Source organism: Alishewanella maricola (assembly GCF_016343785.1).
Classification (GTDB): Bacteria; Pseudomonadota; Gammaproteobacteria; order Enterobacterales; family Alteromonadaceae; genus Alishewanella; species Alishewanella maricola.
In genome coordinates, this window is record NZ_JAEINI020000008.1 from 72,585 (window position 1) to 98,903 (window position 26,319).

The window sequence follows — 26,319 nt, forward strand, 5'->3', positions numbered from 1 at the left end:
CTTATTTCCTATACTGCGTGGCGACGACACAACCACAATGAAAGCAATAACAAAGCGATACCCAAGACTAACTTGCTTATGTCTGTATCACGCTGCCAGATCAGAATATTGACCAGCAAACCAGCAGGGATCAAGGCATTATTCATCACCGCTAAAGTACCGCTAGAAACCTGCGAAGCGCCTTTGTTCCACCAAAAATAACCTGCACCTGAAGCCACTAATCCTAGCCAAAACAAAACTGCCCATTGTACTGGCGTAGTGGGATATTGTGCTTGCCCCAATAATAACCAAGCCGGTATCGCAATCACTAAAGCACCGACATAAAACCAGCCAAATTGCTGATGGCCTGCGTTTAGGTGCGCTTTGCTAGCCATAAACTTTTTATAGCCCACTTGGCCTACGGCAAAGCAAAAATTTGCCCCCTGCACCACTAAAAAGCCTAACCAATAATTCACTGCGGGTAGTGTATCGCGCATCACAGCTGCCGCCACTACGGCGAGTAAGGCTGCAAATAAAAAGCGGGGATTAAAATGGCCATCAAGCACATCATACAGCAATGTAATATAGACCGGGGTAAAGATGGTAAACACCAGGATCTGTGGCACGCTCAGTAACAAAAAAGACTGATAATAAAAGATATACATTAAGCCTAATTGCACCGCGCCAAGCGCGGCCAATAAAAATGCATCGGCTAAAGCCACAGGTTTACGTAGCAGCCAGGGCAAAAACACCAGCACCGCGAGCGCAATACGCATTAGCACCGCAAAATAAGCATCCACTTGGCCAGCCAAATAAACGCCAATTAAGCTAAACGAAAACGCCCACAGCAGTGTAACGGTAACTAAATAACTCACTCTAGTTCAGACTGCCTCATGATCGGAGCAGCATATAAGGCACTCATTAATGAAGTCGCGCCTTGCGGTACCTTTTGCAAACGCTGTTGCCATAACTCCACCAGCTTTTCATCAACCGAAGCATGTGTTAAACCTGCAGCAAGATAATTAACCGGATACAAACGGTAGTTTTGCCAAATTTGCTGGTCAATTAGCTGAGCAAGTGCATCGGGATCTGCAGGAACCTCGGTAAGTGGTTTTGCAAACGCCACATGAACCCGGCCTTTAAAGCCAACGATCCCTTTGATAATACTATCAATATCCTCAAATTCCGTTTTTTGGTAAGAACCAGAGGTTTGTTTTTGCCACAATTCGTTGATTTTATCGACATCGCAAGGATCATATTCGTAAGACAAACATACCGGCACAATATTTAGCCCTGCCATATATTCAGCAAAGCTTTCACCGCGTTTTTTGCCTTCCATATAAAACATTTTTAAAATCGCCGGATCCGTTTCATCCAAGCCATCTTTAGCACGACCTTCTTTTTGCGCGATCCACACAGAGTGTTTGTGCTCTAACGAATGTTTAATGTAAGACGACAACAAGGTAAAGTTTTTCAGCATTTCACGTGGGCCTTTAGCACCGCGCTTAACAATAAAACTTTTATTTAATCGCATTAACTCAGAAGCGCAGGCCTTGCGTAATAAGTTGTCGCCAATGGCAATGCGCACGGTATCTAAACCATGGTGATATAAACACCAATTTACTAAAGCCGGATCCATCGCAATATCACGGTGATTAGAAACAAACAAGTAAGCTTTGCCTGGTGTTAAATGTTCTAAACCAGATACCGTGATTTTATTGGTACTACTTTCGATCATTCGCTCCATAAAGGTCGCGACCTGACGCTGCACCGCTTGGACGTTATCTAAACGTGACCAACGGCGTTTTAACGAGAATTTCACCAGCGGTGATAATAACCAGCCCAAAGGCCCGGCCAAATGCGGGAAACGATAATGGAGAATGGCATGAATAAATTCGTCATCTGCAATTAAACGGGCGATCGCTGGCGCGACTTCGTCATCATGATAAGGCCGGATATCGGCGTAAATATCTTGCTCTGCCACAGTACTCACTACTTTGTCTGGGTAAAAGAGCGCCTATTTTACTGTGTTATTCAGAATTAACCAGTATTTCGATTAAAAGGCAACGAGGTTAAATTAAAGGATATAGCCATTCAGTTCAGTTATGAATAACGGGTTATCACAAATTGTATCCCTAACCTCGCTATGATGCTGCTTTTTTCAACATACGATTCAATCAGCATTGCATTATCGCTGAGAATCATTATGATACGCGCTTGAGTCGGTACGTAGCGCAGCTTGGTAGCGCACTTCGCTGGGGGTGAAGGGGTCGGAGGTTCGAATCCTCTCGTACCGACCAATAAATTTTTACTAAAAGCCAGTTAGCTTAAAGCGAGCTGGCTTTTTTTATATCTGCGGTTTTTCGCGCACCCTTTTAGCTATTATTCCGCTTTATTTGCTGTCGTAAGCACTTTAAATTGCAGATTAATGCCGGTAAAAAGGTGCATCACGCGGCCAGAGTATGCCTGCCGCTTAAAAATGAATGACACTCACGATAATGACATTTCTAGCACTTGTTAACACAACGCCAAGCCTAAACAGTCGCTATTACCCCAAATATTAAAACACCTAGTCGCGTTTTATTGCCGATTGGTCCCTACTTTAAAATTAAAGTGATCGAGCAGCATCATACTACTGTAAGATTGGTCAGTCCCTAAATTGGTAAAACCTCATCTTCATAGGAGTACAATACCGTGTTAACTATTCTCAAAGCGAAACTCCCTGCAACCTTACTTTGTTTATTCCTTGCTGCCAGTGCTCACGCTGAACCCTTTACGTTAGCACCGCTGCCTTATGCTGCAGATGCACTTGCACCGGTTATCGATAAAGACACCATGCAAATTCACCATGGCAGGCACCATCAAGCCTATGTGAATAACTTAAACGCCCAAGTAGCAAGCACCCCAGAGTTAGCCTCACTGTCACTTGAAGCGATGATGTCGCAAATATCACGCTTTAATACGGCGGTAAGAAACAATGGTGGTGGTCATTATAATCATCAACTCTTTTGGCAATTAATGGCGCCACAGGCTGATGTTGGCGAGCCTTCAGCGGCCTTAAAAAAAGCCATCGAACGTGATTTTGGCTCTATCGATGCCATGCAAAAGTCGTTTAATCAAGCAGCCGCTACCCGTTTTGGCTCTGGTTGGGCTTGGTTAATCGTGGATAAGGAGCACAAACTACAGGTGACATCGACACCTAATCAAGACAACCCCTTGATGGATGTGGTGGAAGTGCAAGGTACACCCATACTTGCGCTGGATGTTTGGGAGCATGCCTATTATTTACAGTATCAAAACAAGCGTGGTGATTACGCTACGGCTTGGTGGACTATTGTGAATTGGCATAAGGTCAATGAGTTATATCGTCATGCCACCGAGCAAACCAAAGCTCATTAAGCCTTGATATAGCATTTTTAATACCGCCTAGGTGGCTATCGCTTAGGCGGATAAAACACTTTGTTATTACTGCCCTCACCTGACGATGAGATCTTTGCTAGCAAATTCACGAATAAAGTCAGAATGCGACTACAGCCCCGAAAGCCGGTCAGAGTAACTCAGGGCAACTCACATGAAAGCTCAACAGCTAAACGCTTACTTCTAAGAATATGCCCCGCTCTTGCGGCGAGGCAATTGAATACTGTTGAGCAAGGTGTTTAGAATAAGAGTATATCAAGTGCTCGTTATCTGACTCTGAAGGTTTCGAACAATCTAACAAATCAGTTTTTTGCGGAACAAGCGACCGCTGGCTATGATGCTTATTACGCTTGATGTTTTACTGTACGCAAGATACTTACATTTACTTTGTTAAGCGTGAACACAACAATACCCCCTGTGACAAAAACAGCAATTAAGTCCTGCGGATCAAACACACCGGTTCCGACAACGGGCTGTAAACACTCATAAGTTGCGCAACCACATGTGATCCACAATGCTGATTCGGGTGCTTTAGTTATCCCGTCTTTTGCTAAACCGATTAATAAAAAAATTGAGGTAATGGTTCCGGTAATACTTGGCAGATAATCTGCCAAACCAAAATCGGCTATTTGATTGGCGTATACCCAATCTCGATAATAGCTATCACCAATAGACGTTAACACTAAAAAACTCATTCCAATTAAAATGAACATGCAGCGAACTCTAGCCATACCATCCTCGGAATGAAAAATACTATTAATTGCACAACGAAATAAAACTGTAGTAACACCACATATAGCTTTACCGAAAACAAACAATTTGAAAAGGCAATTAAGCATTAAATTTACTTTGTTTTTACCATAACCATTAACCTTTTCGCCATTGGCTATAAGTTTTCATTTGGATCCTTAAAAAAGTGCCTCGTTGTTAGATGAATTATTTCAAGCCGCTAGTCACCAACAAGCTATAGAAGCTAAGCACATACCTCAACGGATATTCACTCCCTTGGCAGCGAGCCGGCTGATCATCGTTGGCCAAGGTTTTAAAAAAACGGGGGTTTGAGTGCGGCGACGAAGCCTAGCGCGAGTGACGTTTTCGCCTTGGACAACGTATGAGCAGTCGGGCTTTCGAGCGAAATTGGGTCGCATTTTCTTTGGATACTTTTTTTGGTGACACAAAAGAAAGTATCTCGCCAACAGCGAAAACGTTAAGCTCTGTTTAAAAAAGGATCTCGGTATCTGACCTCAAAGGTTCCAAGGTTATTCTGGTCCATGTCAATCAGAACCTGCGCATTAGTTCTTTTAAATAGAACTATTCGCTTCTTTTATTCTAATATTATTACCCTGTTTAGAATGATACCGTGCTGAGTAGACTTAATTTCTGCATTGTTAAGGAGTACCACATGGCAAAAGTACTGAAAGCAACAACACATGACTTAGGCGGCCTTCAGGTAAATAGAGTGCTGCCTCACCAAGATAAAAAAATGGTTGGGCCTTTTATATTTTTTGACCAAATTGGCCCACATGATTTTCCTGCTGGGCAAGGTATCAATGTGCGACCGCATCCACATATTGGCCTAAGTACACTGACATATTTGTTCGAAGGCAGTATTTTGCATAGAGATTCGTTAGGACATCATGTCGAAATACATCCAGGAGATGTCAACTGGATGACAGCAGGTAAAGGCATAACCCATTCCGAGCGAGAAACCTTTGAAGTAAGAGCAAACAAGCACGCCATTAATGGCTTACAGTGCTGGATCGCACTACCAGAGCAGATGGCTGAACTTGATCCCTCTTTTACTCATGTAAAAAAACAGCAACTCCCCCACCTCATTCACGAGGGTGTTATGATGCGGCTCATTATCGGCGAAGCTTACGGCATGAGCTCACCCGTTAAAACTTACTCGCCGATGTTTTATATCGACATAACGGCAGATGAAAACAGCAAGATTGCCAAACCCCATCCAACGTATGAAACCGCGATATTCCCTATTAGCGGAAAAATAGACATTAACGGAGTAACCTATGGTGCGGGTGAGTTTGTCTTGCTCGATGATACCGACACTGAAATGACGGTTCTGCAAAGCGGACGATTTATCATGCTAGGAGGCGAAAAATTTACTGTGACCCCTTATTTACACTGGAACTTTGTGTCTTTCAGTAAAGCGCGGATAGAGCAAGCAAAAGCGGATTGGCAAAATGGCAAATTCCCCAACGTCATCGGCGACGATAAAGAATATATCCCGCTTAAAAAATAACGCTCAACGTTAAGAATTTAACTTCGAGGTTGTGTCATAAATAGGATTATAAACACCTCAACATGTGCTTTAAAAAAGACAAGTACAATACATATTACTTGACCAACTTACTGAGTCTCCAGCGAGTTTAAGCGGGTTGTTTAAAGCACGTGTTAGGTTTCATTGCATTTCACCAGAACACTGACAACGCCGCCTTCGCCGTAGTACGAAAGCGACTCTGGGATAATGGTACAAGCCTGATTTCCAGCAATTTTTTGCGCAATTTCTGTTTGCGCAAAATTGAAATAGTCTTCTTTCTCTTGGGCAGCATTTTCACTTGGAAAAATAAATTTAGAGTAATGATAAAAATATTTACCCTTTCCATATTTCGATGAATTCACCGATTTTGCTCTTGGATCAAGCTCAGCAAAATACGATGAGCGAGTGCATCCACAAAGAACAATAAAGGCGACCAATGTTATTGTAGGGTAGTTTTTCATGCCAGCAGCTTAACGCAGCCAGCCGCGGCCGAAAAGCAATGCAGCAAATTTGAGGTTCAGCGAACAACGGCAGCGTTGCTGACTGGCCTTATTAAACGTCATTAGCTCTGTTGTACTCTCTTTGCAGGCTGAGTCACGATCAAGTAAATGATGTAGCTAAGTAACGGAAAAAATACAACCGCTAAAGACCAACCAAACTTTGCACCACCGTGGGAACGGCTTGATAGGATCACGTGGATCAATGGCAAAACCATTATGATTAAAAAATGCCAAATACTTATTCCACCCATCATAAATTTAATCCTAAATTAAGTTGAAGATTAAAATCTTTCGCAAGACTACTATTAATTTAACGTCCCGCGCAGGCGTGCGAACGTGTCAGCGTCGCATGGGCCTAAAAGCCGAATGAAGCAAATTGTTAGCTGCTAATCTTATTAATCATTAGCGTGAGTTTTTGCTCAGCAATTGCTATTGTTGCTTCTTTGCCGTAGGTAACAGTAAATGAAGGATGTATCGTGCTATCACCCACGGTAACAACAGCTACAACATCTGCGGTCTCATCTTGGTTTGGCGTAACGGTGAGGGTATAACTAAAGCCAATATCCATAGTAATTGACGCCATTTTATCTGCTTCAACCATCATGGCTGGAGCTGCCACTCGTTTTCCTTGAGAGTACACAGATGTAGATACTTGATAAGTGTCAGCCGCGAAACAGGACGCCGACGCCAGTAAAGTAGTAACCAGTAAACTTGCCTTAATTTTCATTTTAACTTCCTTGTGTTGTGAAGGTGAAACTCCGCTAACGCACGTCACAAATGCGAGCAACTTGTTGCGAGTTGAAGCGCCCGAATAGCGCATTATTAATGGCGCTTGTTGTGTGCAATTTAATCAAAATCCAGATCCTGAACGAATCGACTATTCAAGGCAACTTTACCTTTGTCGACACCATAGTCAGATTCTAATACCTCTAAAAGCTTTGGAAGAATATCTGCATAATCGAATGATGTCCCTTTTGATTCATTGACTTTGGTAGCAATGTAAGACGCAAACTCACCAACCGTATAAATATTTGTCACTTCTTGGTCTAGCATTTACAAGAAGCGAGAGCTTAAAATTTTTGCTTTTGTTCAATGCACAAAATCCTCATAGAGGACATAGCAGCTTAATAGTTTGGAGCACTCATTATTTCTAACCATGTAAACAACTTTCTCTTTTTTGTTAAATAGTTAAATTATCTAACAACATTGCGTAAATCAACAGATTTTATCTAGCTCTTTTAAAGTTATTCTAGAAAGCATGTTCTAAACTTGCAATTTACTTGATAACAATAAATTCACCTAAAACTGTATATACATACAAGCTCATATATTTTAAAGCGCCGAATATTTCTTTTGCTCCGAAGGTTGTGCAACAAACTACAGATAACCTTGCCCTAACCCATTGCTGCCATCAGTTCACTATTCAAAGCTTTAGGCTTTAAGGTACACTGCGTTTTTTTATAAGCTGGGAATGGTTATGGCGCTTAAAGCGACAGTGTGCAAAGTGCAATTGCAAATTGCGGATATGGATCGGCATTACTACGCCGATCACAGTTTAACCTTGGCGCAGCATCCTTCTGAAAATAACGAACGATTAATGGTGCGATTACTGGCTTTTGCCCTTAATGCCAATGAAACCTTAGGTTTTACCAAAGGGCTTAGCGGTAGTGAAGATGAAGCAGAGTTGTGGGACTTAGGTTTAGATGGTGTAATTGCACATTGGGTTGAGTTTGGTCAAGTTGATGAAAAATGGCTGAGAAAAGCCTGTAACCGCGCTAAAAAGGTAACACTATATTGCTATGGTGGCCGCGTTGTTCCAGTGTGGTGGAAAGCCAACAGCGCGGCGTTAGCTCGCTATCAAAATTTAACCGTTATCGACATTCCCGAACAAGCAGTAGCGGATATGGCTAAGCTATTTAACCGTAATATGCAAATTCAATGTAATATTAGCGAAAGCCAAATTTGGTTATCTGATGCGACGCAAAGCGTGTTAATTGAACCTGAAGTATTGCAGCAAGGCTAAGTTGTTACGCCATGGCATGAACGTCGCCATGGCGCTATTTCGCTATTTTTTAATTCACTACCCAAGATCTTAAGTTAAACGCGGATCGGTGGTTGCAATGGCAGCTTGTTGTTTATTTTCAGCATAAAAGGCCTGCAGCGCCGGGTATTCGTCTAATTCTAACAGTTCTCTGAAGATCACCCAGTCTAGTAAGCTGTAAAGTGACATCGCTATATAATTCCACTGGGCAAACTCATGGTTTTGCGCTTGTTGCTCTAGCACGAACATCGAAGCGGCAATACGTTGTTTTTGTATATTAAAAAACAACCGATCTTCATTAGTATCTAAGCCACTGCGCGCAGATAAAAACAACGTAACCAGTGAATCATTAATGGCGTTAATCACCGTTAATTGATTCTCTTGATACCAACTTAAGGCGGGTAATGATAAAACCGTAGTGAGGTAACGGTAAATAACCCCTGAATCGAACACCATTTGCCCGTCATGCTCAAACATCGGCACTTTAAGTGTCGGGTTCAAGGCTAAAAGCTTTTCACGATCGCCTTCTGCAAAAATTTGCATATCAACAAACTCATACGGCTGTGCCGCCAGTAACAAACGAATGCGTCGCACATAAGGTGAGGTTTGTGAGCCATATAATTTCATTTCACTTCCTTTAAAGCTGTATTGAGCTAATAAAAAATCATTTTTTATGCATTTAAAACACAGAAACCAATCACTATGCTTAGCACACAGTTGCCAGACTATGCAGTTTTATTGCATAATCATTGCGCTTCATTTTTGCTTTATAAGCTTGCGCCCACCTGATACGTGGGCTTTTTATTTTTTAGTTCAGCCACCTTTATGGTCATGGCTAATCCGGCTGGCAACCGCCCCTGTTTGTTCTTTGTACTTCGCATCCAGCCTTTTATTGTAAGGTCTGGCAGCAGGGCCAGTCATCAGTTCAAAGTTTAACGCGCCTATCTTCATATTAGGGCGTAAAGCTAGGGGTAACTTACCACTGTTGTAAAACTCTAAAACAATATTACCTGACCAGCCTGGATCAATGCGATGTGCCGTTACGTGCACCATTAAGCCTAAACGCGCTAGCGACGAACGGCCATCCAACCAGCCCACAATATCGTCTGGCAAGGTCACTGACTCTAACGTTACACCAATGGCTAATTCACCGGGATGCAGAATAAATACCCCATCATCGGCTAACACGATCTCATCGCTCATGACGGAATGTAACGCCGCATCCACCTCGGCGCGGGGGCCACTTAAATCGATGTAAGGTGCGGCATGCGCCACAAAAACTCGAAACTTATTACCCAAACGAATATCGACACTCACGCCACTGATCATGTCAACATCGGGGGCTGGCGTGATGCAAATTTTGCCGTCGGCTAGGTAGCGCTCTATATCGCGGTCACATAATCTCATGTTTAATCATCCGTTATTTTAATTTCAACCGAAGCGTACTCCGGTAATTCACCGCTTACCCGCTGTAAAAGCGATAAGCTAATATCATGATACAAAGCGGCCATGGCCGCATCGCCTTGGGTTAACGCCACGCCCAGATCCGACTGCTGACGAATACTCCCTTGCAGAGGTAATTGCCCTAGTACCGGGACTTGATGGCGCTCAGCCAACCTTAGCCCCCCGGCACTACCGAATACATCATCATGCGCACCACAGCTTGGGCAAAGGTAAAAGCTCATATTCTCAACTAAGCCCAGTACAGGAATAGACACTTGGCGAAACATACTAATGGCTTTTTGGGCATCGGCCAGTGCTAAATCTTGAGGTGTAGTTACCACAACCGCGCCGGTTACCGGTAACTTTTGTGACAAAGTTAACTGAATATCACCGGTGCCTGGGGGTAAATCAATCAATAATACATCCAATTCCGGCCAAATCGTTTCGTTAATCAGTTGCAGTAAAGCTTGGCTTGCCATTGGGCCACGCCAAACACTGGCAACCTCGGGATCCACTAAAAAACCAATAGATTGTAATGTTACCCCATGCTGCTGCAGGGGTTGCATTAATTTATTGTCGGGCGAGCTAACTTTTTGCCCCGTTAAACCAAACAAGGTAGGTAAAGAAGGGCCATAAATGTCGGCATCAAGCAAGCCGGTGCGTACACCCGCGTTAGCCATCGCCATGGCCAAATTTGCAGCCGTAGTCGATTTACCCACGCCACCTTTGCCCGACGCGACCAAAATAACCGTGTGGATCGCTTTAAATACCGGGGCCTGTTGGCGAATTGCCAACAACGCGTTTTGCCAAGGCTCAGCCTGTGGTGTTTGGGTTACTGCTGATTTTTTCAGCCAATTAAACATCGAGACTCCTCAAAAACCAAAAAGGGTGGCATTTTTCCCAGCAATCTGACAATGCCGGATGCGATTTAATGGCGGCTATAGTATCATTAGCGCATATATTTTCAGTCATTTATGTAAGAGCGATCTTTAATGTCAACACGGAAAATTCTGATCACCAGCGCCCTGCCGTATGCAAACGGCCCCATCCACCTTGGTCATTTATTGGAATATATCCAAACCGACATTTGGGCCCGCTTTCAGAAAGCACGTGGCCATCAATGTTATTACGTGTGTGCCGATGATGCCCACGGCACGCCGATTATGCTTAAAGCGCAGCAGCAAGGTATTAGTCCTGAGCAGATGATTGCGCAAACTAAAATTGAACACAGCACTGATTTTGCTGACTTTGGCATAGCCTTTGACAATTATCATTCTACGCACAGCGAAGAAAACCGCGAGTTTGCTAATACCATTTATAACCGCTTAAACGCTGCGGGACATATTAAACGTAAAGTCATTAGCCAGTTATACGATCCACAAAAATCCATGTTTTTACCGGATCGTTTTGTCAAAGGCGATTGCCCCAAGTGCGGCGCACAAGATCAAAATGGCGACAGCTGTGATGTCTGCGGCGCAACCTATAGCCCAACAGAAGTTAAAAATCCACGGTCGGTTGTGTCAGGCGCAACGCCCATTTTAAAAGACAGTGAACATTACTTCTTTGACTTACCGGCCTTTGCAGAAATGTTGCAAACCTGGACGCGCAGCGGTGCCTTGCAAGATGAAATGGCCAATAAACTACAAGAGTGGTTTAAAGATGGCCTCCAAATGTGGGATATCAGCCGAGATGCGCCTTACTTTGGCTTTGAAATTCCAGATGCGCCAGGCAAGTTTTTTTACGTATGGTTAGATGCCCCCATTGGCTATTTAGCCAGCTTTAAAAATTTGTGCGATCGCATCAATGTCGATTTTGACAGCTTCTGGGCCCCCGGCTCAGATGCCGAGGTTTATCATTTTATCGGCAAAGATATTATTTATTTCCACAGCCTGTTTTGGCCTGCCATGTTAGAGGGCGCGGGCTTTCGCAAACCCAACGCGGTTTATGCACATGGTTTTGTCACGGTAAATGGCGCGAAAATGTCAAAATCGCGCGGCACCTTTATCAAAGCACGTACCTATCTAGAGCACTTAGATCCTGAATACCTTCGCTATTATTTTGCCAGCAAATTAACCAGTGGTATTACCGATCTCGATTTAAACCTCGAAGATTTCACGCAAAAAGTGAATGCTGATCTCGTCGGCAAAGTGGTCAATATCGCCAGTCGCTGTGCCGGTTTTATTAGTAAGCGCTTTAATGGCACCTTGTCGGCAACGCTGGCCGAGCCAGAGCTGTATCAAGATTTTATTAATGCCGGTAGCAGCATTGCGCAATGCTATGAGCAACGTGAATTTGCGAAGGCCATTCGCGACATTATGGCGCTTGCTGATCGTGCGAATCAATATATTGATGCCAAAGCGCCTTGGGTATTAGCCAAAGACGAGAGCAAACAACAAGAAACGCATGATGTTTGCTCTATGGGTTTAAACTTATTCCGCGTGTTAATGCATTACCTTAAGCCGGTGTTACCGAAAATGGCCGCGGATAGCGAAGCCTTTTTAAATACCGAACTGCTGTGGCAACACTACCAAAGCCCTTTATTAAATCATGCGATTAACCCGTTTAAAGCCTTAATGCAGCGTGTCGATCCGGTTAAAGTGCAAGCCATGGTTGCGGCGTCTACCGAAAACTTACAACCCACAGCAGATGCCAGCAGCACAGTCGCAAAAGCAAAAGCACCGGCTGCTGCGCCAATAGCAAGTGCACAGCGTGAACCGATTAGCGACACCATCAGCATTGATGATTTTGTCAAAATCGATTTGCGCGTCGCCAAAATTATTGCCGCTGCGCCAGTTGAAGGCGCTGACAAGTTAGTACAATTAACCTTAGATATTGGTGCGGGTGAAACCCGTCAGGTATTCGCAGGCATTAAAGCAGCCTATACTCCAGAAAGCCTCGTCGGTCGCCAAACGGTGATGGTCGCTAACTTAGCTGCACGCAAAATGCGCTTTGGTTTATCTGAAGGTATGGTGCTCGCAGCGGGGCCTGGCGGCAGTGATATTTTCTTGTTAAGCCCAGATGACGGTGCTCAGCCCGGCATGCGCGTTAAGTAACGCGTAACACAGTTAAACACTTAGAGGTAAAGGATGCCATCGCCATTTCGCAGTTTTTCGTCGCTGTTTTCCACCACGCTGATTATGGTGTTGGGAGCCGGCCTACTGACCACCTACTTAGCGTTGTCATTAGCCCGCGATGGTGTCGAGCAGCTGTGGATTGGTGGCATGATGTCGGCTTACTATTTCGGTCTGGTTGCGGGCTCCAAAGTAGGCCATAGACTCATTGCGCGGGTGGGTCATATTCGCACCTTTGTGGCCAGCGCCAGTATTGTAACGGCCTCGGCCCTGTGCCACGCACTTACCGATACACTTGAAATTTGGTTGCTGCTGCGTCTGCTCGTTGGCACCGGCATGATGTGTCAGTATATGGTGCTTGAAAGCTGGCTGAACGAGCAAGCCGATAGCTCACAGCGTGGCTCAGTGTTTGCGGGTTATATGATAGTGTCTTACCTTGGCATGGTAGGCGGTCAAACCCTGTTGTCGTTCTTTCCACAGCTGGGAATAGAGCCGTTATTACTGGTTGGAATCTGTTATGCGCTTTGCATTGTGCCAATTGCGCTCACTCGGCGCATCCACCCACAGCCGCTGCATCCTGCACCGCTCAAAATCATGGCGTTTTGGCGTAAAGTACCGCAATCTCTCACCACCATTTTAATTGCGGGGGGGATTTCCGGTTCGTTTTACGGTTTAGCGCCTGCCTTTGCAGCGGGTATTGGCCTTAGCAATAGCGAAGTTGCCAGTTTTATGTCTGCCACTATTTTAGCCGGCTTATTAGCGCAGTGGCCGATGGGTAAGCTATCGGATCGGATCCCGCGAAGTCGTCTGGTCCGGGTCAATAGTGCTTTGTTAGGCCTGATTGTGTTAGTGATTGCCTTAGTCCCTCTTAACACCCTACTGTTGTTAGCGGCGACCTTCTGTTTTGGCATCCTCGCCTTTACTTTATATCCGCTGGCGACAGCCATGGCCAATCAGCGCATTGAACAAAGTGAGCGTGTCGCGCTATCCGCCACCATTTTACTGACCTTTGGTATTGGTGCAACCTTAGGGCCCTTAGTGGCCTCTTTTAGCATGCAGCTGTTTGGTAATAGCATGCTTTACCTCTATATGGCGGTATGTTGTGTGATCTTGTTCTTGCGCTTGGCGCGGGTCAATTACAACCAAAAAGTGGCGACCCGACTGCTATCCGAACAGCAACCTTCCGATTATCAACTGGCTTCGGGTGATTTAGTGTCATCGCCTTTAGCGGCCGCTTTAGATCCGCGAGTTGATGAAGAGCTGGTACAGCAACAAATGCGTGATGATGTTGAGCCGCGAGCAGAACAAAACACGACAGCAAATGAAGCAACTGCAGAAGGCGTCGCCCAGTCAGAGGTTGCCTCTGAGCAGACAGGACAACACAACAACTTTGTGCCCAATATCCAAGAAGATGCGCCCCCCTTCGCTCCCTCTGACAGCTTGATAGAGCCTGAATCCCCCCCAAAACCCTAAGCAAGAGTTGGCTCGGCTTAGGGTGCTTTGCTAGCTTAGTTCGAGATCACTATGGCTTTATTCCACAAGTTTTGGTTTTTGGTATGTAGAAAATAATCATAAGGATGCCAAAACTTTGGAATGAGCGGTGAAGCCATGCGCTCTTGGAAGTCGTAAACGAGCTTGCGTAAAATATCTAACAAACGCTCTTCTGGGATCACTTCAAGCTTTTTACGGGCTGGCGCAAAATATAAGTTATTTTCGATGCTTAACACACAAGCTCGCGCAGACGCTTGGTAAGTTAAACTGTAGGTCACAATACGACAAAACGGCTGGCGGAAATTGCTCGGATAAAGCCCGGCAACGATGGCGTATTCATAACGATCCATGTCGTTACCATCAGAGTCTTTTGGAATATAAGGCAAGCCATAACCTTGCGGAAACATCCCGACAATCCGCAAAAAACCCGCCACACTATTTTTACTAATTTTGCCAAGCTCAGCACTTTTATCTAGCGCCAAAGCGGCCTTTGGCAGATCTTCATAATTGTAAGATTGCTTGGTTGATAACACCATCGAAGTATAGATTTGCGGGATCCGCAGCACATTACCAATGCCCTCTTGCGGCCGGGCCGCTTGTTTCAGCAGCAACAGCAATAACTCACGTTTTTGCTCCTCATCACGCACAAAGCGATCTCGCTCATCACGAGCGCGCCCACGATAGCGGCCCTTACTCAGTGCATGCTGCACATAGTTAAACGCTTCAGTGTAACTGTCTTGTAAAAATGTATTGCGCTCATCCGCCTCGAGTTCACGAAACTCATCGAAGTTACCTTCAGGCCCTTTCAACAGCAATTGACAGCTGGGATGACAACGGCCGATATCTTGTAAAATCGCCGCCATTAACACCGTGACATGAATATTATCGCGATAAGGATGGTGAATAGCATTGTCCGCATAAGGAAGTTCTTTACTGGCTTGATAACATTCCATGATATACGGATGATCAATCAGACCGTCCATGACTAAACGGTCTAACAGGCGTAAGCTGAGTAATGCTTTATAAAGATGACGCACTTTTTGGTTGGTTTTGGCGACATGTCGGCCTTTAGTGGGCGACATCAATTGGATCGTACCGAGCATCTTGGCAGTTTGCTGGTTCGTATCCACAAAGGTGTCACTTTGGCATAGCTGTAATACGTCATAACAAATCGCTTCTAGCTCGCTATAACGCTGAAATTTTGCCTCTTCAATTTGATTATTGAATTCTTGAGATTGGCTTTCGGCCTCTTTTAAATTACGCGCTGTGCCTGCCTTACCTCTCGCGCCGCTGTGATTGTTTTCAAATAAATACAATTGCTGCTCTAACGCAGCAGCCTGTGCATCTTCCTGTGGCTTAGCGGCAAACCAGAGCACAGCTTGCTCATAAATAGAGTCTTTCAACGGACTATGGTTATAAATCCGCTCTATCAGCCTTTGCACCGTTTTTGCATAGTTGGCCTTGCCAAAACTAACTGCCATGCGTTATGTCGTCCTTTCACTTGGCGAAACACCAATCAATTAAAATGTTAAAACTAATTTACCAATGGTTTGATTCGACGCCAGCAGTTGGTGTGCTTGCTCGACATCTGAGGCAGCAAATTGTTGCTGGATCACGGGTGTAACCTTGCCGCGGGCCATATCTGCTGCAAAATCGTGAATAAAGTCCGCAGTTAACTTGCCCTTATAGGCTAAATCGCGATTACGTAAGGTAGAACACCAAAGCTGGCCGCGTTTTCGAAATAACGGCACTAGTTCGAATTCGGGCACCGTGCGTCCTCCCATCATCGCATAAATAATGATCTTACCATCTTGAGCTAATAAGGCGACGTCTTGATTAATATAAGGCCCAGCAACCGGATCTAAGATCAGATTAATGCCTTCTGGCCAAGACTGTTTTAACACGTCACTAAACTGCTGCTGCCGATAGTTGATAGCATATTCAGCACCGAGCTTTAAACATGCCTCGGCTTTGTCAGTACTGCCCACCGTAACGGCACTATGCAACCCTTTAGCTTTGGCTAATTGAATAGCAGAAGTGCCAACACCACTGGCCCCCGCATGAATAAGCACACGCTGGCCAGGTTGCGCTTGGCCTTCGGTAAATAATAATTGGTAAGCCGTTAAAAAGGTTTCTGCGGTTGCTGCAGCCTGAACCATGGTCCAGCCAGTTGGTACGAGCATAGCATGCGCTTCTGGCATCACCACATATTCGGCATAACCCCCACCATTGACTAAACCAAACACTTGCCGGCCAAGCCAAGCCTCTAAACGGGCCTCCGCCACCGCCACCACGATGCCAGCCACCTCTAAGCCTAAAATGTCGCTATCGCCTGGCGGTGGCGGATACAACCCTTGGCGCTGCATCAAATCAGCACGATTAATCCCACAAGCCGCTACTTGAATTAATAGCTGACCGGTCATCAATTCTGGTATAGGTTGGCTTTGCCATACTAAAACACTGTTTTTACCGGGTTGCTGTACCGAAACGGCAAGCATTTGCTGCGGAATTGGCTTGTTCATAGCACTCCATAACGATAGCTTTACGAATTTACTTTAGCTTTGTCGGTCTCTTCTCTAAAATACGCCATTTAGTCTAGCACAGCGTACATAAAATCATGAATAGAACCGTAAACTTACCTACTATTGTCTTGCAAGATGGTCGTGAAAAGGCTCTAAACCGCCGCCATCCGTGGCTGTTTTCCAATGCCATAGATAAGGTGTTAAATACCCCTAATCGCGGCGACACGGTTGAAGTACTCAGTAGTAAAGGACAATGGCTGGCACGGGCAGCCTATTCACCGAGTTCACAAATTCGCGCCCGCATCTGGACTTTCCAACAAGATGAAGCGATTGATGTTGATTTCTTTGTACGTAAAATCAGCCGAGCATGGCAGATCCGTCAAAGTGTCTTTAATACCGAAGATACCAATGGCCTGCGCATCATAGCAGCCGAGTCGGACGATCTTCCCGGCATTACTATCGATAAATTCGCCGATGTATTGGTGGTGCAATTATTATCCGCGGGGGCGGATGCCAAACGCAAAATGCTGGTAACCGCTTTGCAACAGGTTTTTCCTGAGCACAGTATTTACGAGCGTTCAGATGTTGATATCCGTAAAAAAGAAGGCTTACCACTGGTTAAAGACTGGTTACATTTACCCCGCGAAAGCGGCGAAGTGCTCATTAAAGAGCACGGTATGACGCTGATTGTTGATATTATTGAAGGCCACAAAACCGGTTTTTACCTCGATCAACGTGCCAGCCGTGCAGCCGTGCGTCGGTATGCGAAAAATGCCGAGATTTTAAACTGCTTTAGCTATACCGGTACCTTTGGCGTAGCTGCTTTATTAGGCGGTGCTCGTCATGTGACTAACGTGGATATGTCAGAGTTAGCCTTAACTACCGCCAGCCGTAACGCCGAGCTTAATCACTTAGATTTAAATGCCCTCACCCATACAAAGGCCGATGTGTTTAAGTTATTACGACAGTATCAAGAAGAAGGCAAAACCTTTGATATGATTATATTAGACCCGCCGAAGTTTGCGGATAATAAATCACAACTCAATGGTGCCTGTCGGGGTTACAAAGATATAAACCGCTTAGCGATGCAATTAGTTAAACCTGGCGGTTTGCTCTTCACCTTTTCTTGCTCAGGCTTAATTGAAGAAGCATTATTTCAAAAAGTCGTGGCCGATGCGGCGCTGGATGCCAAGCGAGATTGTTCGTTTATCGAACGCTTACAACAAGACAGTGACCATCTGATTGCCAGCTTTTTTCCTGAAGGCTTTTACTTGAAAGGCTTAATTTGCAAAATATATTAAGGCCGCTTGAGATTTGCTGAAAATTTACAGCAATGCAGATTAAAGCTCTGTATGACAGAGTATGTCAGTGTGATGTAATTGACATGAGAATATGTCAGCAGCAGTACACTACATGGCAATGTTGCTAGCATCAGCCAATAAATAAAGTTGCTATGCCTTTTTATTAAAAGGCATAGCAACGTTTTATAGAGACAGAGTGATTAACCGCTTTAGTTAAGCTCGATGAAAGCTAATCCCAAATTGTAGCTCTCTTCGCTGTCTTGACTGCAACGCATCACCTTAGCCGTCGCATCAAGCGGCGGTACGCTGGCATTCGGCGATTCTAAACGGATGCGAATTAAAGTGCCTAACTCTATCAACTCATCGGTTTCAACCGACATTCCCGAAGCACTTAAATCACGACAAACCCCATCTACCACTCGGGCAGCTTCTGGGTCGTTAATCATCAGCTTTACATCAGCATTTACCATCATGCGGTAAAAATGCCGGTTATCATTCCTGTTTACCATATCGATTTCCTTAAACAACTTAACCTTAATCTTAGCAAGCTTAACACAGCCTGCAAGTATATTATTTAAGCTCTTGTACGGCATTAAGGATCCGCTTCGCAGAAATGGGATAAGGCGTACCCAATTGCTGCGCATGCTGAGATACTTTTAGCTCTTGTAGCATCCAACTTATCGCGCTTACGGCCTCAGGTAAGGGTTGCCCAGCAAATTTGCCAAGTAGTTGCAAATAGGCTTGTTCGGCATGTTGATATTCGTGCATTAACAAACGATCTCGATTTGGATCGACCGGCAGTTTTTCTAAACGCTTCACCATAGCACTGAGATAACGCAGTAAATCGTCCATACGCGAAGCGCCATGTTTTGTAACAAAGCCTTTAAAAATCAATTGCTCTAATTGACTTTTCACATCGGCTTGCGCCTGATAATGCGCCAAATCGACTTTGCCCTTCAAACGCTTTTGAATTTCGTGATACTGATTAAGGATCCGCTCAACCTGCAGCGCAATTTGCCGCACCCGTTCAGCTAAATCAGCACGTAAGCGCTCTTTTAGCTGCTGAAACGCGTTGGCATCTTGTACCGGCAGTGCTTGCGTAATTAACTCATCGGTGGCTGCCGCAATACAATCATCAATCAGCTCTAATACCTTACCAAACGGATTAAAGTACAAACCCAATTTGGCGCGGTTAGGTAACGTATCTTGTAAATACTTCACTGGGGATGGAATATTCAGCAATAATAAGCGACGTAAGCCTTTGATATGTTCTTGTTGCGCGCGCTGCGGATTATCCAACAGCCGAATGGCGACACTATCGCCTTCATCAATTAAAGCCGGAAAGGCTTTAATTTCAAAACCCGCTTGCAGCTTGACATACTCTTGCGGTAAATCACCAAAGGTCCAGTTCGTCAGCGCCGCTTGCTCAATACCCTGCTCTGCCACTTCGCTAAGGCTTTGCTGTACTTCACCTTGCAGCTGCTGTTTTAACAAAGCCAACGAACGCCCCTGAGCCACGAGCTTGCGCTCATCGACAATTTTAAAATTCATTCGCAAATGCGCCGCTAAGCCTGATAGCTCCCAAGCATCTTCTGGAATATTCAGCCCCGACATTCGTTTTAATTTATACGTAACAACGTCTAACAGAGGGCCATCCTCTGGTTGAATGCTTTGCAACAAGGCATCGGCGTAATTTGGCGCGGGCACAAAATTACGCCGCAAGTTTTTTGGTAACGATTTAATCAAAGCCACCAGTAATTCATGACGTAATGCTGGGATCAACCAATCAAAACCGGTATTTTCAACCTGATTCAGCAGCGCCAGCGGGATCAATACACTGACACCATCATCAGGTTCACCAGGTGCAAAATGGTATTCTAATGGTAAGGTTAAATTTCCCTGCTGCCAGCTTTCTGGAAATTTAGCCGAGGTAATATCTGAGGCATCCCGCTGTAATAAAGCATCAGGATCGAAATTTAAAAAAGTCGCATCTTGTTGCCGTTTTTTCTTCCACCATTTAATAAAATCAACACGATTATTAGCATACACGGGAATACGCTCAGCATAAAAACTGGCTAACGCATCATCATCGATTAAAATATCGCGACGCCGAGATTTCTCTTCGAGCGATTGCACCTGCTCAATTAATTGCTGATTGTGTTGTAAGAATGCATCTTGTAGCCCCGACTCGCCATTAATCAAGCCTTCGCGAATAAACAATTGGTGGGACACGGCTTCATCAATACGGCTATACAGAACCGGTCTTTTTCCAACAATGATCACACCGTATAACGTCACTTGTTCATAAGCGACGACAGCGCCTTTTTTCTTTTCCCAATGCGGTTCACTGTAACTGCGGTTAACCAAATGCTGCGCCAAGGGTTCAACCCACTCGGGTTCAATTTTAGCTAAACTTCGCGCATACAAACGGCTGGTTTCAACCCATTCGGCGGCCATAACCCATTTAGGTTTGCGTTTAAACAAATGGCTGCCCGGAAAAGCATAAAAACGGGTTTGCCGCGGGCCCAAATAATCGGCTTCGCTGTCTTTACAGCCAATTTGCCCTAATAAACCGCTTAACAATGACATATGCACTTGCTGATAATTCGCGGCTTGCTCGTTGCTTTTCAGTTGCTGCTCTTGGGCCACCTGGCTTAATTGCGCAACGAGATCTTGCCACTCGCGCACACGTAGGTAGTTTAAAAATTCTAACCGGCAGTTGCGGCGAAATTGATTATTCGTTAAGGCATCTTGCTGTTGTTGCAGGTGATCCCACAGTTTAAGCCAACTGCTAAAATCCGAATCCGGATCGGCAAAGCGGCTATGTAATTCATCGGCTTTTTGCTGTTTATCCAGTGGCCGCTCTCGCGGATCTTGGATCGATAACGCCGCCACAATCACTAACACTTCCCGCAAGGCGCCATTATCACTGGCGGCTATCACCATCCGAGCTAAACGCGGATCGATAGGTAAACGTGCCAGTTGCTTTCCTAACGCGGTTAATTTTAGTGGATCTTTACCGCGCTGCTGTGCAATTGCACTGAGCTCTTCTAATAGTTTTAAACCATCATTGACGAAGCGGCTATCGGGTTTTTGTAAAAAAGGAAAGGCTTCAATATCACCTAATCCCAGCGCCAGCATTTGCATAATCACCGATGCAAGGTTCGTACGCAGGATCTCCGGATCGGTAAACTCGGGGCGTCCGATAAAGTCTTCTTCGCTATATAAACGAATACAAATACCGGCAGCAACCCGACCACAGCGGCCTTTACGTTGATTCGCGCTCGCTTGACTGATCGCTTCAATGGGTAATTGTTGTACTTTGGAGCGATAGCTATAGCGCGAAATACGCGCAGTACCCGGATCGATCACATAACGGATCCCTGGTACCGTTAAGGAGGTTTCGGCCACGTTGGTTGATAACACGATGCGTCGGCCTGCATGTTGCTGAAAAATCCGATTTTGCTCAGCAGCACTTAGCCGCGCATACAGTGGTAAAACTTCGGTGTGCGGTAATTGCAGTTTTTCTAGCGCATCGGCCGTATCACGAATTTCACGCTCACCGTTTAAGAAAATTAAAATGTCACCTGGCGGCTCTTGATAGAGCTCATTGACGGCATCAAAGATACCTTGCAGCTGATCGCCATCTTTATCATCCAGTTCACTGTAAGGGCGATAACGCACTTCTACCGGATAAGTTCGCCCCGACACTTCAACAATAGGCGCATCGAAAAAATGCTTAGAAAACCGTTCCGGATCAATTGTCGCAGAAGTAATAATGACTTTTAAATCAGGACGCTTCGGTAATAATTGCTTCAAATAACCTAATAAGAAATCGATATTTAAGCTGCGTTCATGCGCTTCATCAATGATCAACGTATCGTATTGATTTAAAAACCGGTCATGCTGCATCTCGGTCAGCAAAATACCGTCAGTCATTAACTTTATTAAGGTGTCGGCATGAGTATGATCGCCAAAGCGGATTTTATAACCAACTTGCTGCCCAACCTGACAATCTAATTCTTCAGCTAAACGCGCACAAACACTGCTGGCGGCAAGACGGCGGGGCTGGGTATGGCCAATCGTACCGGCCACACCTCGGCCTAACTCTAAACAAATTTTCGGGATCTGAGTGGTTTTACCCGAACCGGTTTCACCGGCAATGATCACCACTTGATGCGCAGCAATGGCGGCTTTAATGTCATCTTTTTTAGCAACAACCGGTAACTCTTGAGGGTAATGAAGCGCCGGCACAGCTTTCGCCCGCACTTGGCGCAGCGCCATGGAGCGCTCAATATCGGCACAAAGCCGAGACAATTTACTTTGTTGTGCAGCAACGTCAGCAAGTTTTTTTAGCGCAGATAATTGGCGACGGAAACGAAACTGATCTTGCAGTAAGCAATCAGCCAATTTTGCGTAACATTCGGAAACAGAAAATGGTGCTGTAGCAGACAAAATAACGCCCTCAGAAGTAAGAGGGCGCAATGCTACCAAGTAAGGGTGCGGCAATCCAGTAATACGCGACACCGCCTGCTAACTGAAGTGTAAATATACTGAGGCGTCAGTGTTTAACCCACCTTATCGTAATAAGTGTAAATATACTAAGGCGTAAGTGTTTAACCTACTTTACCGTAATGCGAATGCAGTTCCTTGTCTATTGCCGCTAACACATCGGAACGGGTAATGATCCCCAGTAAAAAACCATCATCGTCGACAACCGGATAGAGTTTCGGCTGCGCTTTTAGCATCGTTTGTGCCACATCAATGATGCCGTAGTAATCTTTAACCGTCAGCACATTCGTTTGCATAATATCTGACACTTTAAACGATTGCTGATCGTGATAGGTTGACATCAGCATTCGGGCTAAACAATCTTGCTCTGAAATAAACCCAATAATTTTGCGCCGTTCATCAATAACCGGCCCACCGGTTTGTCGGCATTTAATTAAACGATCAACAGCCATTTCTACTGGCATCTCCGCATTAAACGTCACGGGATGCTTATTCATATAATCAGCGACTTTCAGTAAATCCATATTTCCCCCACAACAACCTGTTAGTTAACTTTTTAAGCTTAGCTCATCAGGTTAATTTTGCATGGGGTGTTAACGATTAATTCTCAGCGTTGTCACTAAAAATTTCGACCCGCAATGGCGTGACTGCGCCACGCATTGCGCGGTACATCCCTTCAGTATTAAACGCCCAGCTTAATTGCCCGGCCGCGTCCACCACAATAACACCGCCAGTGCCCCCTACTTTTGCCAGTTCACTCATGACTTCTTGCGCGGCCAAAGAGGCCGTTTTACCTTGATATTTAACCCGTGCGCAGATATCAGAAGCCACTTGATAGCGGATAAAGTATTCACCATGGCCTGTCGCAGAAACCGCACAGCTGCTGTTATCCGCAAAGTTACCGGCACCGATCACCGGAGCATCGCCAATGCGGCCATAGCGTTTCGCGGTCATACCACCAGTTGAAGTGGCAGCGGCTAAATTACCAGCCTGATCTATCGCAACCGCGCCCACGGTGCCCATGCGCCAGGCTGGATCAAATGGGATCTGTGCCTGATGCGGTTGCGGTGCCATAGCTTGCTTAGCGCGTTGCAAGGCTTCATACCGAAACTCGGTGTTGTAATAGGTATTTTTCACTCGCTCAAGTGGTAAGGTATCAGCAAAGGCTTCAGCTCCGGCGCCAGCAAACATGACATGCTCAGATTGCTCCATCACGGCGCGCGCTAATAAAATGGGGTTTTTAATCGTACTTATCCCCGCCACGGCACCGGCTTGTCGGTCTTGTCCCTGCATGATTGACGCATCCAATTCATGCTGCTCGTCAAAGGTATATACCGCCCCCTTGCCCGCATTAAATAACGGTGAATCCTCCAACAGCATCACTGCAGCAGTCACGGCATCTAAGCTGCTACCACCTTGCTGTAGTACCGCGTAACCCTGCTCTACGGCTTGGGTTAACGCCGCTTCATAGGCTTGTTGCTGCTCGGTTGTCATCTGTGCTTTGTTGATCGTGCCTGCACCACCATGAATAACAATACCAACGGGGCTTGCTGCAAATGCATTAACACAAGCAACACCTAGCAATGCCGCTAAAACGGAAACTTTCATCGTCTTTTCTACCTTTTTCAGTGAATAAGTTCTGCTATCAGATGTACGTTATTTCAGCGGGCTCAGCAAGTATATCGGTTGATTATGCTATTTCTTGCGATAGATCAAAACGTAAAATCAGTTAGTGCTTATATTAATGCTCGTTGTTAGCATTTTTGGTGATACAACACTAACCTGACACTTGGCGCCTTTATTGGGCGCCTTTTTTTGTTGTTCAGCCGCTTGCTAAGCGCTGAGTCAATCGAAGGTGTCTTGCATGCTGGATGGCACTGACCGCCTTAAGTTAGCCCATAAATGCTTTACAAAACAGCACTCAACGCCGCTTTATTTTTGCTAAGACAAAAAACGCATTAGAACATCGATTTCTTTTCTTAAACGTCAATGCTATGTTCTATGTTTCATCTTTGTTCGGAGCTTCGCTATGTCTTTGTTCACTCGTCCGTTCAGCCGCTTAGGGCTGATTGTTTGTCTCACCGTTATGTCTCCCGTGCAGGCAGAAAACGCCCTTAGCGCCGGTGCGGTCGCCAGCCCAGATCGTTATGGTGCAGAAGTAGCGGCTGCGGTGCTAAAACAAGGCGGCAATGCCGTTGATGCAGCAGTGGCTACGGCTTTAACCTTAGCAGTAACCTATCCTGAGGCAGGCAATATCGGTGGCGGTGGCTTTATGACACTGTGGTTTAACAATAAAGCCTATTTTCTTGACTATCGGGAAATGGCACCGGCAAAAGCGCACCGTGATATGTATTTAAATGCCGAAGGTGAAGTGATTGAAGGCATGAGCTTAGTGGGTCATCGAGCTTCGGGCGTGCCAGGTACCGTCATGGGCTTGTGGCAAGCACACCAGCAATTCGGCAGCTTGCCTTGGGCAACTTTAGTCGCGCCAGCGATTAAACTGGCAGAGGAAGGCTTTACCGTGCCAGATAAAGCCTATCATTATGAAGGGAATGCGCTTCAACGTTATGCCGGACGGACAAACTTTGCTGACTATTTTGGCGCAATGCGCCCAGGCGAACAGTTTAAACAACCGGCTTTAGCAAAAACCTTAAGCCGAATTGCTGAGCATGGCCCAGCCGATTTTTACCAAGGTGAAACCGCAAAATTACTGTTAGCTGAAATGGCAAGGGGGCAAGGTTTAATCAGTGCCGAAGACTTAGCCAATTATCGGGCAGTCTGGCGTAACCCTATTGTGACTACTTGGCGCGATAAACAATTGATAACCGTCGCACCGCCTAGCTCAGGAGGTATTGCGTTAATTCAATTGCTGACGTTAAAAGATCTGAATGCCCCACACTTTGCTAATGTCAGCCATAACTCGGCCCAATACGTTCACTTAATTGCCGAAATCGAAAAACGCGTTTTTGCCGATCGTGCCGATTATCTTGGTGATCCTGATTTTACTGAAGTACCACAGCAACGCTTACTCGATCAGCGTTACTTAGCTAAGCGCGCCAGTGAAGTGAATGCCAAGGCTATTTCAGAGACGGCAAAAGTACGCCCGGGTTTAGAATCTGAGCAAACCACGCATTTTTCCATCGTCGATAAAGCCGGTAATGCGGTGTCAAATACCTATACCCTGAATTTAGATTATGGCAGTGGTGTTGTGGTAACCGATGCAGGCTTTTTATTGAATAATGAAATGGATGATTTTTCTGCCAAAGCCGGTGTGCCGAACGCTTTTGGTGTGGTTGGTAGCGATGCCAATGCCATTGCGCCGAAAAAACGCATGTTATCTTCGATGACGCCGAGTATTGTGTTAAAAGATCAAAAACTGGAATTAGTGATTGGCACACCCGGTGGCTCAACCATTTTCACCAGTATCTTTCAGGTGATGCTGAATATTTACGATTATAAAATGACTCCCGCTGCTGCGGTAGCTGCGCTGCGGTTTCATCATCAATTATTACCTCAAGATCAAATTCGCTTAGAACCCTATGCCAATTTAGCCAGCGAAGTGGCAGCAGAGTTAAAACAGCGTGGATATCAGCTTCACACGCCAAACTGGAACCTTGGCGATATTCAATTAATTAAAATTGAAAATCAGACACCGATCGCCGTGGCCGATCCACGAGGTCGCGGTGTAGCCTTACTGGTTGAAGATTAATTACCGCTCGCTACTGTACTAAAGCCTTATTGTCGTTAGTCGCATGCTGACCGAT

23 protein-coding genes and 1 tRNA gene are annotated in these 26,319 nt (G+C 45.4%); 8 read left to right on the forward strand and 16 right to left on the reverse strand.

The window, feature by feature from the left end:
- Positions 1-8 precede the first annotated feature (8 nt).
- A complete protein-coding gene (locus JAO78_RS12235) occupies positions 9-854 on the reverse strand; it encodes an EamA/DMT transporter family protein (protein WP_226751646.1) in 846 nt (281 codons plus the stop codon).
- Complete coding sequence (locus JAO78_RS12240) at positions 851-1,972, reverse strand: 1-acyl-sn-glycerol-3-phosphate acyltransferase (RefSeq protein ID WP_226751647.1); 1,122 nt, start codon at positions 1,970-1,972, stop codon at positions 851-853. The genes JAO78_RS12235 and JAO78_RS12240 overlap by 4 nt, the downstream gene beginning before the upstream one ends.
- Positions 1,973-2,202: 230 nt before the next feature.
- Between JAO78_RS12240 and JAO78_RS12245 the strand changes: the two genes are divergently transcribed.
- A tRNA-Pro gene (locus JAO78_RS12245) sits at positions 2,203-2,279 on the forward strand.
- 394 nt (positions 2,280-2,673) lie between these two features.
- Complete coding sequence (locus JAO78_RS12250; protein WP_439647511.1) at positions 2,674-3,378, forward strand: superoxide dismutase; 705 nt, start codon at positions 2,674-2,676, stop codon at positions 3,376-3,378.
- A gap of 362 nt (positions 3,379-3,740) precedes the next feature.
- Here the strand turns inward: JAO78_RS12250 and JAO78_RS12255 are convergent, their stop codons facing one another.
- Complete coding sequence (locus tag JAO78_RS12255; RefSeq protein ID WP_226751648.1) at positions 3,741-4,109, reverse strand: hypothetical protein; 369 nt, start codon at positions 4,107-4,109, stop codon at positions 3,741-3,743.
- A 689-nt stretch (positions 4,110-4,798) separates the two neighbouring features.
- Between JAO78_RS12255 and JAO78_RS12260 the strand changes: the two genes are divergently transcribed.
- Positions 4,799-5,656, forward strand: coding sequence for a pirin family protein (locus JAO78_RS12260; protein ID WP_226751649.1), 858 nt, complete (start codon positions 4,799-4,801; stop codon positions 5,654-5,656).
- Between the two features lie 152 nt (positions 5,657-5,808).
- Here JAO78_RS12260 and JAO78_RS12265 read toward each other — a convergent pair whose 3' ends face one another.
- From JAO78_RS12265 to JAO78_RS12280, 4 genes are all read right to left on the reverse strand, one after another.
- Positions 5,809-6,135: a hypothetical protein gene (locus JAO78_RS12265; RefSeq protein WP_226751650.1), complete on the reverse strand. Its 327-nt coding sequence runs from the start codon at positions 6,133-6,135 to the stop codon at positions 5,809-5,811.
- Between the two features lie 101 nt (positions 6,136-6,236).
- On the reverse strand, positions 6,237-6,428 hold the full coding sequence (locus JAO78_RS16875) for a PLDc N-terminal domain-containing protein (protein ID WP_369413466.1): 192 nt from the start codon (positions 6,426-6,428) through the stop codon (positions 6,237-6,239).
- A 125-nt stretch (positions 6,429-6,553) separates the two neighbouring features.
- The gene (locus JAO78_RS12275; protein WP_226751651.1) at positions 6,554-6,901 is read right to left on the reverse strand and encodes a hypothetical protein; all 348 of its coding nucleotides are present in this window, start codon (positions 6,899-6,901) and stop codon (positions 6,554-6,556) included.
- A gap of 119 nt (positions 6,902-7,020) precedes the next feature.
- Positions 7,021-7,227 (reverse strand): hypothetical protein, encoded by a 207-nt coding sequence (locus JAO78_RS12280; RefSeq protein ID WP_226751652.1) that lies wholly within the window; start codon positions 7,225-7,227, stop codon positions 7,021-7,023.
- 424 nt (positions 7,228-7,651) lie between these two features.
- Between JAO78_RS12280 and JAO78_RS12285 the strand changes: the two genes are divergently transcribed.
- Positions 7,652-8,197, forward strand: coding sequence for a YaeQ family protein (locus tag JAO78_RS12285; RefSeq protein WP_226751653.1), 546 nt, complete (start codon positions 7,652-7,654; stop codon positions 8,195-8,197).
- A 69-nt stretch (positions 8,198-8,266) separates the two neighbouring features.
- Here the strand turns inward: JAO78_RS12285 and JAO78_RS12290 are convergent, their stop codons facing one another.
- The 3 genes from JAO78_RS12290 to JAO78_RS12300 all read right to left on the reverse strand — a co-directional run bounded on the left by JAO78_RS12290 (position 8,267) and on the right by JAO78_RS12300 (position 10,521).
- Positions 8,267-8,842 carry a glutathione S-transferase family protein gene (locus tag JAO78_RS12290; protein ID WP_226751654.1) on the reverse strand — a complete coding sequence of 192 codons (576 nt, stop codon included), beginning with the start codon at positions 8,840-8,842 and terminating at the stop codon, positions 8,267-8,269.
- Between the two features lie 186 nt (positions 8,843-9,028).
- Positions 9,029-9,622, reverse strand: coding sequence for a dCTP deaminase (gene dcd, locus JAO78_RS12295; protein ID WP_226751655.1), 594 nt, complete (start codon positions 9,620-9,622; stop codon positions 9,029-9,031).
- Between the two features lie 2 nt (positions 9,623-9,624).
- Positions 9,625-10,521, reverse strand: a complete 897-nt coding sequence (locus JAO78_RS12300; RefSeq protein WP_226751656.1) for an Mrp/NBP35 family ATP-binding protein — start codon at positions 10,519-10,521, stop codon at positions 9,625-9,627.
- Between the two features lie 129 nt (positions 10,522-10,650).
- Between JAO78_RS12300 and metG the strand changes: the two genes are divergently transcribed.
- Together metG and JAO78_RS12310 are read left to right on the forward strand one after the other, a co-directional pair.
- Entirely contained in the window at positions 10,651-12,711 is a 2,061-nt protein-coding gene (metG, locus tag JAO78_RS12305) for a methionine--tRNA ligase (protein ID WP_226751657.1), read from the forward strand.
- A gap of 33 nt (positions 12,712-12,744) precedes the next feature.
- Entirely contained in the window at positions 12,745-14,202 is a 1,458-nt protein-coding gene (locus JAO78_RS12310; RefSeq protein ID WP_226751658.1) for an MFS transporter, read from the forward strand.
- A 35-nt stretch (positions 14,203-14,237) separates the two neighbouring features.
- On the opposite strand, the gene JAO78_RS12315 is transcribed toward JAO78_RS12310, so the two are convergent.
- Together JAO78_RS12315 and JAO78_RS12320 are read right to left on the reverse strand one after the other, a co-directional pair.
- Positions 14,238-15,701 (reverse strand): hypothetical protein, encoded by a 1,464-nt coding sequence (locus tag JAO78_RS12315; RefSeq protein ID WP_226751659.1) that lies wholly within the window; start codon positions 15,699-15,701, stop codon positions 14,238-14,240.
- A 39-nt stretch (positions 15,702-15,740) separates the two neighbouring features.
- Positions 15,741-16,742 (reverse strand): NAD(P)H-quinone oxidoreductase, encoded by a 1,002-nt coding sequence (locus JAO78_RS12320; protein ID WP_226751660.1) that lies wholly within the window; start codon positions 16,740-16,742, stop codon positions 15,741-15,743.
- Between the two features lie 95 nt (positions 16,743-16,837).
- Here JAO78_RS12320 and JAO78_RS12325 point away from each other — a divergent pair, with 95 nt between their 5' ends.
- A complete protein-coding gene (locus JAO78_RS12325; protein WP_226751661.1) occupies positions 16,838-18,043 on the forward strand; it encodes a class I SAM-dependent rRNA methyltransferase in 1,206 nt (401 codons plus the stop codon).
- Between the two features lie 209 nt (positions 18,044-18,252).
- Here JAO78_RS12325 and JAO78_RS12330 read toward each other — a convergent pair whose 3' ends face one another.
- The 4 genes from JAO78_RS12330 to JAO78_RS12345 form a co-directional block, all read right to left on the reverse strand.
- The gene (locus JAO78_RS12330; RefSeq protein ID WP_226751662.1) at positions 18,253-18,552 is read right to left on the reverse strand and encodes a PilZ domain-containing protein; all 300 of its coding nucleotides are present in this window, start codon (positions 18,550-18,552) and stop codon (positions 18,253-18,255) included.
- Between the two features lie 61 nt (positions 18,553-18,613).
- Complete coding sequence (gene hrpA / locus JAO78_RS12335; protein ID WP_226751663.1) at positions 18,614-22,498, reverse strand: ATP-dependent RNA helicase HrpA; 3,885 nt, start codon at positions 22,496-22,498, stop codon at positions 18,614-18,616.
- Between the two features lie 161 nt (positions 22,499-22,659).
- Positions 22,660-23,079, reverse strand: coding sequence for a CBS domain-containing protein (locus JAO78_RS12340; RefSeq protein ID WP_226751664.1), 420 nt, complete (start codon positions 23,077-23,079; stop codon positions 22,660-22,662).
- 76 nt (positions 23,080-23,155) lie between these two features.
- Entirely contained in the window at positions 23,156-24,163 is a 1,008-nt protein-coding gene (locus tag JAO78_RS12345; RefSeq protein ID WP_226751665.1) for an isoaspartyl peptidase/L-asparaginase family protein, read from the reverse strand.
- 478 nt (positions 24,164-24,641) lie between these two features.
- Between JAO78_RS12345 and ggt the strand changes: the two genes are divergently transcribed.
- The gene (gene ggt / locus JAO78_RS12350; RefSeq protein WP_439647512.1) at positions 24,642-26,264 is read left to right on the forward strand and encodes a gamma-glutamyltransferase; all 1,623 of its coding nucleotides are present in this window, start codon (positions 24,642-24,644) and stop codon (positions 26,262-26,264) included.
- Positions 26,265-26,319: the final 55 nt, after the last annotated feature.

Coding starts and splice junctions, on each gene's coding strand:
- JAO78_RS12255 (WP_226751648.1), bottom strand. CDS start 4,109: ATGTTCATTTTAATTGGAATGAGTTTTTTAGTGTTAACGTCTATTGGT.
- JAO78_RS12260 (WP_226751649.1), top strand. CDS start 4,799: ATGGCAAAAGTACTGAAAGCAACAACACATGACTTAGGCGGCCTTCAG.
- JAO78_RS12265 (WP_226751650.1), bottom strand. CDS start 6,135: ATGAAAAACTACCCTACAATAACATTGGTCGCCTTTATTGTTCTTTGT.
- JAO78_RS16875 (WP_369413466.1), bottom strand. CDS start 6,428: ATGATGGGTGGAATAAGTATTTGGCATTTTTTAATCATAATGGTTTTG.
- JAO78_RS12275 (WP_226751651.1), bottom strand. CDS start 6,901: ATGAAAATTAAGGCAAGTTTACTGGTTACTACTTTACTGGCGTCGGCG.
- JAO78_RS12280 (WP_226751652.1), bottom strand. CDS start 7,227: ATGCTAGACCAAGAAGTGACAAATATTTATACGGTTGGTGAGTTTGCG.
- JAO78_RS12285 (WP_226751653.1), top strand. CDS start 7,652: ATGGCGCTTAAAGCGACAGTGTGCAAAGTGCAATTGCAAATTGCGGAT.
- JAO78_RS12290 (WP_226751654.1), bottom strand. CDS start 8,842: ATGAAATTATATGGCTCACAAACCTCACCTTATGTGCGACGCATTCGT.
- dcd (WP_226751655.1), bottom strand. CDS start 9,622: ATGAGATTATGTGACCGCGATATAGAGCGCTACCTAGCCGACGGCAAA.
- JAO78_RS12300 (WP_226751656.1), bottom strand. CDS start 10,521: ATGTTTAATTGGCTGAAAAAATCAGCAGTAACCCAAACACCACAGGCT.
- metG (WP_226751657.1), top strand. CDS start 10,651: ATGTCAACACGGAAAATTCTGATCACCAGCGCCCTGCCGTATGCAAAC.
- JAO78_RS12310 (WP_226751658.1), top strand. CDS start 12,745: ATGCCATCGCCATTTCGCAGTTTTTCGTCGCTGTTTTCCACCACGCTG.
- JAO78_RS12315 (WP_226751659.1), bottom strand. CDS start 15,701: ATGGCAGTTAGTTTTGGCAAGGCCAACTATGCAAAAACGGTGCAAAGG.
- JAO78_RS12320 (WP_226751660.1), bottom strand. CDS start 16,742: ATGAACAAGCCAATTCCGCAGCAAATGCTTGCCGTTTCGGTACAGCAA.
- JAO78_RS12325 (WP_226751661.1), top strand. CDS start 16,838: ATGAATAGAACCGTAAACTTACCTACTATTGTCTTGCAAGATGGTCGT.
- JAO78_RS12330 (WP_226751662.1), bottom strand. CDS start 18,552: ATGGTAAACAGGAATGATAACCGGCATTTTTACCGCATGATGGTAAAT.
- JAO78_RS12340 (WP_226751664.1), bottom strand. CDS start 23,079: ATGGATTTACTGAAAGTCGCTGATTATATGAATAAGCATCCCGTGACG.
- JAO78_RS12345 (WP_226751665.1), bottom strand. CDS start 24,163: ATGAAAGTTTCCGTTTTAGCGGCATTGCTAGGTGTTGCTTGTGTTAAT.
- ggt (WP_439647512.1), top strand. CDS start 24,642: ATGTCTCCCGTGCAGGCAGAAAACGCCCTTAGCGCCGGTGCGGTCGCC.